The organism is Pseudomonas sp. Irchel 3E19, from assembly GCF_900187585.1.
Lineage (GTDB): Bacteria > Pseudomonadota > Gammaproteobacteria > Pseudomonadales > Pseudomonadaceae > Aquipseudomonas > Aquipseudomonas baetica.
The window spans coordinates 1-7764 of sequence record NZ_FYDT01000094.1 but is presented as its reverse complement, the minus strand read 5'-3'; the positions used below and the strand labels follow the sequence as shown (position 1 = coordinate 7764).

Genomic DNA, 7764 nt, shown 5'->3' with positions numbered 1-7764 from the left:
CCGTGCGGACCACTCTCCTACTCGGGTGCTGTCACACCAGTGCTAATGACGGTCTCTGCCCCGCGCGCGCTCTTCTACTCTAGCCCCAGTTTGCTGCGCGACAGCGCGGCGTCGAAGACGGGGCGGCCCCTCCTACAGGGCATTCCGGCTGTGCCGATAATCGCTCACCGCTTCATACACGGCCTTGCGCAGTCGATTGATCCCGCCAATCGGCCGATGCGCCTCAATACCAAACCACGGATTGAACGACAGGTTGTCGCACGCCAGATTCAACGCCGGCGTATCAAAGTCCTGCGGCGGCAGAGTGATCCGCGCCACGGTTTCAAACGGTGAATCCTGCTCGCGCCATTCGATGCTGGTGTCTTCAATCGGCATGTACTTGTGCACATCCTGGCGCTGAATCTGCAGAACAAAACACGCCGGCACCCGATCTGTAGAGAGTTGCTGATTCAACGCGCTGCGTAAAAAGTTCGGCAAATCGTGGTTCTGTCCGGGCAAAACGTAAGCCGGGCAATTGTCCGGATCGGGCGTCACCCGAAACTTCGCATTGGCTTCCCCGAACTTGTACGGCGATACCGAAAAGTAAGTCGTCCCCGTCGGACTGTCCGGTGGCGGCGACAGTGTCGCCAGCGCGATGAATAAATGCCGGATTTGCCAACTGCGCGGATCCCAGCCCGGAAAAAACGCCAGGATCTTTTTGCCTTCAGCCTGCGCCGCCACATTCTGACGATACTCGGCGACATCGCTGACAAAGAAGTTCGGATGGTTGAACATCACGAAGTCTTGTTCGTGCTGGCCCTGGCGGTCGCCCAGCAACGGTTTGCCGGGTACATCGAGCAATTTGATCGCCATCCCGCGGGCATCGCGAATGGCGTCGAATTGCGGATAGGCATTGCCATTGGACAGGCGAATCATCGCCTGCCAGGTTTTACCCGGCTCGCTGAATACGCCTTGCCTCAATGACTGCGCCAATTGCGGCAGCACTTGCACCTCTGCCTTCACACACCCGTGCGCCTTGGCGTGTGCGTCACGCAAGTACCGCGTGCTTTCGCGGTGTTGATCGACGATTCGCACAGCGGTCTGGATCACGTCCTGGGTCATGGCCGACTCGCCGGGCGGAATCAGCTCCAGGGCCGAAACCGGGCCGCGTTGCTGCCAGGCGAACCACGCCGTGGCGATGGCCCAGCCGAGCAGGCCGATAGCGAGCAGAATCAGCAAGGTTTTGCCCAGCAAGCGACCCAGCCACAACCAGAGTCGGGCCAGCATCGGCAATTCTTTCTTGAAGGTCGAGATCATGGCAATTGCGCCTCCAGTGGGCCGCCGAGGACTTTCAGGTATTCGAGTAACGCCCAACGTTCCTCCGGCTGTAACAGCCGCCCGATGACACCCTTGCCGCGTTCGCCTGCACGGAATTCGTGGCCGCTGTTGTGGTTGCCGGTGATCCGCGTGTCGAACAGGAAACCGTTGGTAAAGGCTTCCGTGCGATAGCCCAGATGTCTTGGGTCGTATTCGAACGTGCCTTTATAGAAGGTGGTGACGCGTTCATCTTGCGGAGACAGCAGCTGATAAATGCTTGGCACCGAGCCGTTGTGCAGGAAAGGCGGGGTAGCCCAGACGCCGGCCAACGGCCGCGCCTTGTAGGCGACTTTTTCGCGCACGCCGATGGGCAGACCGAAACCGTCGAGTTCGGGTTTCTCCTCAGGCGTGACCTTCGCCTCACGATAGGCGCGGTTTTCCACAAATGCGGTGACGTAAGCCAAACCCTTGGCCACGGACAACTGGCTCAGATCCAGCGGTTTCTGAGGCGTCGGATGCAGCTTTACGTCCATTTTTTCCAGTTCTTTGAGATCCCATTGCAGGGCCGTCAGGTCGAAGCGGTGGGTGGCGATGTTGTTGGCGGCGTTCGGGTCGGTACCGATGACGTCTACCGGCAACATGTGCAGATGTTGCACCCAGCGTTCGCCTTCCTGAGTCTTGCGGGGGACGTGGCAGCCAGCGCAGTTTTCGGCAAACAGTGCGCGACCCCTGGCTGCCAGCGGCTTGTCGACGGCGCCCAACAGATCTTCGGGCCAGGCGGGCGGTTGCAGGCGTTGCAGGGTTTGTTCGATGTTGTGCAAGTCGCGCACGCGGACGCTGGACGCGTAGCGATCATCGCCTTGCAGCGGTTGGCCATTGGCGTCGAAGAAATTCAGGGTGGCGCCGACACCCAGCGCTTCACCGATGTTGCGCGCCATGGGCTGTTGCGCCGAACCGTTCCACTGCACCCAATCGAACGTCCACATGTCCCATAGTTGCGGGTAGTCCACCGGGGCATTGGCCACACGATAGTTGGCGGGGGAAATGGCATCGCCGAACGTTGCGTTGGCAATTCGCCCGAACGCATCGGCCCGGCCCGGGCCTTCCTCGGTGGGGTAGAGGCCGCGGTGGGTGTCGTTCCATGCCACTTTCAGAAAAGTGTCCAGCGAGGCTTTGAAATCCTTGCGCAGTTGCTCGTGACGCGCTTCGTAGCCATCACTCAACACCGCGCGCGCGAAGCGTTCGAATTTCCACGGGTTGTAGTAAGTCGAGGTCAGACTTGCGACCAATGCTTGTCCGAAACTGCCACCACGTAACGTAGGAACGCTAGAAGGCAAAACATGCTGCGCCGTACCGCCGTCGATGCGCACAGCCTGGCCTTTGAAACGTAATTCACCGGTGTGGCAAGCCGCGCAAGTTATGTCGAGATATTGCTCGGTGTCGCCCGGTTTCTGGTGCCGCGCAAAGCCGACCGGCAAATTGCCGGGATTGTTCGGCGTGGGTTTGTGCTGCGGATCAATCAGAAAGCCAAAGCGTGCGAGGTATTCGGGAGAGGCGAAACGTTGTTGCGAAAAGGGCAACTCAAGTGCCTGGAACCACTCATAGCGCAGCCCCTTGACTTGCGTGCCTTGAGGGGTGAAGTAATAGGTCTGCCGTTCCTCCTCCGTCCACTGATTCAGGTAATGCACCTGCTGGGCGGGGTTATAAAGCGGCAGTCTGGGGTTGGCAACGTAGTACAAAACCACTGCGAGGACGAGTCCCGGCAGCGCGACGATCACAGTCAGCACACGGAATAAGAGGCGCAAGATAAACGTCCTTGTCGAATTGTTGTGCTGTTATGCCTGAGCCTGGTCCTATGCGGCAAGTGGCCATTACGCCAGAAGTCGTGGGGACTTGAGTCGGCCGTTGTCGGATGAAGATGACAGAAGCTTCATCGTCCCTTCGCCTGAATGCGTTTTAATCCCTGAACTTATCGAAAGATTGTGGCTCTCATGCCGGTAGCCATTGGTCGTGGCGGCCTGATAAGCTCGCGGCTTTACTCGATTGCCCTTTCGGCGCATGAACAAGGAAATAGCATGAAACAGCATCGGTTGGCGGCGGCGGTTGCCCTGGTAAGCCTGGTCCTCGCGGGTTGTGATTCGCAGACCAGCGTAGAGCTGAAAACCCCGGCGCAAAAAGCTTCCTACGGTATCGGCCTGAACATGGGCAAGAGCCTGGCTCAGGAAGGCATGGATGATCTGGACTCCAAAGCGGTAGCCCAGGGCATCGAAGATGCCGTCGGCAAGAAAGAACAGAAGCTGAAAGATGAAGAACTGGTCGAAGCCTTCGCCGCGCTGCAAAAGCGTGCTGAAGAGCGTATGGCCAAGATGAGCGAAGAGTCGGCATCCGCCGGCAAGAAATTCCTCGAAGAAAACGGCAAGAAGGCCGGTGTAACGACCACTGCTTCGGGCCTGCAGTACGAAGTGGTCAAGAAGGCCGACGGCCCACAGCCTAAACCGACTGACGTAGTGACTGTTCACTACACCGGCAAGCTGACCAATGGCACCGTATTCGACAGCTCCGTCGAGCGCGGCAGCCCGATCGATCTGCCAGTCAGCGGCGTGATTCCGGGTTGGGTTGAAGGTCTGCAACTGATGCACGTTGGCGAGAAGTACAAACTGTACATCCCTAGCGATCTGGCTTACGGCGCACAATCGCCAAGCCCGGCAATCCCGGCCAACTCGGTTCTGGTTTTCGACCTGGAACTGCTGGCCATCAAGGATCCTGCCAAAGAAGACGCCGCTGCTGCCAAGTAACAGGCACCAGTAACCGCTTCGACAACAACGCCTCGCTAATGCGGGGCGTTGTTGCATCTGGACGAAGGCAAGCGTAAACAGAGCGAACCGATGCCAGTCACGGTAGTCATAGCCTTTGAGGCTGCCCGCACTAGACGCACTGAGCCGCCAAGTCAATGAAATATTGGGGTTTTTTATGTGAGTAAAAAACGCCCGATCTGAGCGCAGCCCTTATGAAACGGGGCTCTCAGCGCTGAAATGCAGCTCTGTTCACAAGGTTATCCACAATTTGTGTGGATAACATTTCAACGGGAGGAATAGATGAAAGCTCCGTGGAATTTCGCTCGATTCCTGCCTCTGGCGGGTCGCCTGTTGGCCCGCGGTCGCCTGCCGACGTTGCTGTTTGCCGTGGCCAGTAAAGGCGCTGCGCAAGGCAATCGCCTGGGCAAGCTCAAAGATGATCTGCGTCTGCTCCAGGCGTTGTGCCTGGCTTACTGGCGCGGCGAGTATCGCGCGATCAGTGGCAAAGCGCTGATCTCGGTGGTCGCGGGGTTGATGTATTTCCTGAGCCCGGTGGATGCGATACCGGACTTTATCCCGGTATTTGGAATGCTTGACGACATTGCCGTGCTCGCCTGGCTGATGAAAACCCTCGACGATGAACTCAGTGCCTTCCGGATCTGGCGCAACCGTCAGCAACCGGAAAAACTGGCAGTTGTCGAGCGCTTGCCCGATACCCCTGAACAACTTCAGCTGCAGGGCCCGAAAAAGCCCTGATTCAGCCAGCCTGCCTGCAGATAGATAGCCCCCGCGACCTTAGCCGCTGTTAGGATTACACTTCTAGGGAAAAGTGCCGACTCGCTAAGTGTTGTTGTCCTACGGGGTAGTCATGGATATTCAGATAATTGCACGCGATGGCGAACCCGAATATGCGGTTCTGCCATGGGCTCAGTATCAGTCTCTACTGAAAGCAGCAGGCATCAACGAAACACCGCCGCAGCAGGCACCAGCGCCACTCGCGGCAACAGCAGACCCGGTTCTTCCAGGTCTGGATCAACTACGCAGTTTGCGCGAAGGGAAGGGCATCGTCATCGAGGCGCTGGCCCGCACGGTAGGCATCAGCCCGTCTTATCTGGCCATGATTGAAAGTGGTGAGCGTCTGCCCGACGCCGCGATTCGCCGCAGCCTGGCCTGGGAACTGACGGTGCCAGGGTGGAGGGACGAATCGTGAGCGTACGCATCAGTCGTCAACATTGGGACGGATTGCTGGGAGAGCTGGACCAGGCGCGCAGGCAGCGCCATCTGCTGACCTATCGGGCCTTGCTTGAACGTTTGCAATTGCCGACGCCGGCGATGCAAACCCTGACGGCCGCACTTGAGCATCTGGCCGCACTGGATGCCAAGGCCGAACAGCCATTGCGCAGTTCTTTGGTCATCAGCCAGGGCGCCAGTCGCCTGCCGCGCACCGGTTTTTTTGAATGTGTCGAGCGTCTTGGGCGTTTTTCCGGGCCGTCCGATGGCGTTGCCGCCGCCTCTTGGCATGCATCGGAGGTGGTCAGGGTGTTTGAGTACGAGTACCCGGAATCGGCGGAGGCCTGAGTGTTTTTACAATTCAAGGCGCGGCTCGCCTACTGGCTGGCCTGGCGGTTGTTTCACTGGTCATGGTTTGTCCGCCAACCGCGCGGTTGGCGCTGGCTCGAAGGCCAGTTCGCGCGCATGGCCAACCTCGGCGACGTCGGTGCGCAGAGCTTTTACGGGCACATCCTGACCTTTCGTGGTGTGGGTTTGGGCGCGCGCGAAGAGGGGGTGCGGCTGCTGCGTCTGGCGGCACTGGCTGGCGATGGCAAAGCGGCCTATCAGGTCGGGGTGATCAGTCTTGCCGGTACACCGAGCAAGGCACCCGATGCGGTGGAGGCCGCGCGCTGGTGGGGCATGGCAGCCAAGGCCGGACACCCGTTGGCCGAGCTCAAATTGCAAGAGCTGAATGCTCGCGCTTCAACGCAGTAAATCTTTTAGGGTCTGTCCAATAAACATGGCGTGAGGGAAACCTCACGCCATGTTTTCGTTTGTACGCTTTGTAGTCATTTGCTTTTGCAGATTAGTCCTACGGCAAGCGCCTACTTGCCTGACTTCTTTCCTGAGTGATCCCCCGCACAGTTCCCGCGCCTAATTTTTGCGCGAGGGAACGCCCATGCTCGACCCGGTTATTCAGTCCACCCCGCACCCAAGCGTGCGCTGATGGAAGCCGTCACCCGTATCGAGCACGAACTCGACAGCTTCCCCGACACCCTTACTCTCTATCGCGAGCAGCTCAAACACTGGGTCAGCCGTGCTGCCGACAAAGTCAGCCATGCCGCGGATCTGCCGTCGCTGATGGGCATGGAGCGGATCATCCGCTTCGGCGAAAGCAGTACCGCCGTCAGCAGCAGCGACGATCAGTTTTTCTCCAGCGTCGTCCAGTGTCCGAAGGGCGGATGGATGCTGATCGAGAGCAAGTTCGAGTCGGTGTATGACATCCCGCTCGGCAACATCGTGGTTGACGTGGTGGCAGTGGATGGCGGCGAAACGACGCCCATCACCCTTGATGCCGTTGGCAAAGGCAAATTCAAGGGAACGCCGGGCAAGTTCTATCGTGTGCATGTACATCGCGAGGTTACCCCGCAGCAGGTCGAGGAACTGTTCAAGTCCTATGACGGTTTGACTGGCGAGCTGGATGGCTGGCTGCGCAGCGAGTGGCAGGGGTTCAAGCCGCAGTGGTCGCAGTCAGTGGCGACGGCAGCGGGCAACGGCATGCTTGCCGGGAGTTGGGCGGCGATTGAGGGGGTGTGGGACAGCATCGGGATGCTCTCGGACATTCTCAAGGATCCGGGGGCGTTTGCCGAGCAATTGGGCAGTGGTGCAACTGATCTGGTCAATCTGGCAGCCACCGCGCCTGAGGTGATGGAGCAGCTTCAACTGCTGGTCAGTGACGAGGCGGCCCTGTGTTTGCTGCTACGCACGGCGAGTCTCTGGCTGGAGATGTTGCCGCCCAGTGAGATCGCCGGCAAAACCGCTCAAGCGGCGTCGATGATGATCGTGCAATTGCTGATCGATGTGCTGATCAGCGTTGTGCTGACTTTCGCCAGTGGTGGCGCAGGGATCGCTTATCTGACGCTGCGTCTGGCTGATCGCGCGGTTCAGTTGCTGTCAGCGATGACGCGGTTGGTGAAGGTGCTGTTTGGCATCGTCAACGGCTTCATCAAGTACGTTGATCAATACAAAACCGTTGCCGCGCGCGGCATAGCGGCCGGCGTGAAAAAAGGCCGGGTGCAACTGCGCTGGAATGCCCGGCGCAATGCCTCGTTGAAGAGAGACGAACACCACGACGACGCCTCGGATCAGGCGAAAAACCCCAACGGCGACAGCGCCGATTGCGTGCCCTCGACCTGCACCAATGGCTGCCCGGTGTCGATGGTTACTGGCGAGGAACTGCTGACCCTGACGGATGGCACGCTCGATGGCGTGTTGCCGTTCGAGTTCACCCGGTTGTATCGCACCAGCGCCGCCGAGATCGATGTCGGGCTGGGTTTTGGCTGGAGCCATTCGCTGGCGCATCGGCTGGAGTTTGATGGCGATTTTGTTGTTTGGGTGGATCACGAAAATCGTCGCACTCAGTTTCCAGCGCCGAGTGTCGAGCGGCCGGCGATTCACAACA

At 59.0% G+C, this 7764-nt stretch carries 8 protein-coding genes; 6 read left to right on the top strand and 2 right to left on the bottom strand.

The window, feature by feature from the left end:
- Positions 1 to 132: 132 nt before the first annotated feature.
- A complete protein-coding gene (locus tag CKW18_RS29360; protein ID WP_095191958.1) occupies positions 133 to 1266 on the bottom strand; it encodes a catalase family protein in 1134 nt (377 codons plus the stop codon).
- Between the two features lie 26 nt (positions 1267 to 1292).
- On the bottom strand, positions 1293 to 3101 hold the full coding sequence (locus CKW18_RS29355; RefSeq protein ID WP_095191957.1) for a di-heme-cytochrome C peroxidase: 1809 nt from the start codon (positions 3099 to 3101) through the stop codon (positions 1293 to 1295).
- Between the two features lie 270 nt (positions 3102 to 3371).
- On the opposite strand from CKW18_RS29355, the gene CKW18_RS29350 reads away from it, so the two are divergent.
- From CKW18_RS29350 to CKW18_RS29325, 6 genes are all read left to right on the top strand, one after another.
- On the top strand, positions 3372 to 4091 hold the full coding sequence (locus CKW18_RS29350) for an FKBP-type peptidyl-prolyl cis-trans isomerase (RefSeq protein ID WP_064117321.1): 720 nt from the start codon (positions 3372 to 3374) through the stop codon (positions 4089 to 4091).
- Positions 4092 to 4391: 300 nt separating this feature from the next.
- Complete coding sequence (locus tag CKW18_RS29345; protein ID WP_095191956.1) at positions 4392 to 4847, top strand: YkvA family protein; 456 nt, start codon at positions 4392 to 4394, stop codon at positions 4845 to 4847.
- 112 nt (positions 4848 to 4959) lie between these two features.
- Positions 4960 to 5301, top strand: a complete 342-nt coding sequence (locus CKW18_RS29340) for a helix-turn-helix transcriptional regulator (RefSeq protein ID WP_095191955.1) — start codon at positions 4960 to 4962, stop codon at positions 5299 to 5301.
- The gene (locus tag CKW18_RS29335) at positions 5298 to 5669 is read left to right on the top strand and encodes a hypothetical protein (RefSeq protein WP_003223109.1); all 372 of its coding nucleotides are present in this window, start codon (positions 5298 to 5300) and stop codon (positions 5667 to 5669) included. The genes CKW18_RS29340 and CKW18_RS29335 overlap by 4 nt, the downstream gene beginning before the upstream one ends.
- Positions 5670 to 6077, top strand: a complete 408-nt coding sequence (locus CKW18_RS29330; RefSeq protein WP_095191954.1) for a sel1 repeat family protein — start codon at positions 5670 to 5672, stop codon at positions 6075 to 6077. It abuts the gene before it with no gap.
- A gap of 231 nt (positions 6078 to 6308) precedes the next feature.
- Positions 6309 to 7764, top strand: a 1456-nt coding sequence (locus CKW18_RS29325) for a DUF6531 domain-containing protein (protein ID WP_256587126.1), incomplete at its 3' end; no start/stop codon positions are given.

Excerpts from the sequence above, each read along its gene's own strand:
- CKW18_RS29340 (WP_095191955.1), top strand. The coding sequence starts at position 4,960 with ATGGATATTCAGATAATTGCACGCGATGGCGAACCCGAATATGCGGTT.
- CKW18_RS29345 (WP_095191956.1), top strand. The coding sequence starts at position 4,392 with ATGAAAGCTCCGTGGAATTTCGCTCGATTCCTGCCTCTGGCGGGTCGC.
- CKW18_RS29350 (WP_064117321.1), top strand. The coding sequence starts at position 3,372 with ATGAAACAGCATCGGTTGGCGGCGGCGGTTGCCCTGGTAAGCCTGGTC.
- CKW18_RS29360 (WP_095191958.1), bottom strand. The coding sequence starts at position 1,266 with ATGCTGGCCCGACTCTGGTTGTGGCTGGGTCGCTTGCTGGGCAAAACC.